Below are 343 nucleotides of genomic sequence, written 5' to 3'. Positions count from 1 at the left end.
TCCGGCCCACCGGCCGGGGCGCCGCCCCCGGCGGGCCCCTGGGGGCCCTTCGGCGGCCCCGGCGGGTTGGCCTGCGGGGGCTTCTGGGTCTGGGGCTTCTGGGTCTGGGGCTTCTGCGGGGAGTTGGCGTGGCCGGGCTTGGTGGTGCGGCCGGGGGCCTGCGGGTGGCCGGTGCCCTTGGCCGGTGGCTTGGCGGCGTCGGAGTGCTTCTTCGGCGGGGTGTGCGACGCGTCCGCGGGGTGCTTGGCGGGCGGGTGGGCGGCCGGATGCGAGGGCGCGTGGGCGTGCTTGCGGTGCCCCGGGGTCCGGTGTCCCTCGGCGGACTCGCGGGCGCCGGGGCGGG

Annotated in this window: 1 pseudogene; it reads right to left on the bottom strand. The window is 80.8% G+C overall.

What is annotated here, in order from left to right:
- Positions 1–343 (bottom strand): annotated as a pseudogene (locus KN815_RS49785) (hypothetical protein); the annotation flags it as partial.

This window comes from Streptomyces niphimycinicus, from assembly GCF_018883605.1.
GTDB lineage: Bacteria > Actinomycetota > Actinomycetes > Streptomycetales > Streptomycetaceae > Streptomyces > Streptomyces niphimycinicus.
This window is presented reverse-complemented; position numbering and strand designations above follow the sequence as displayed.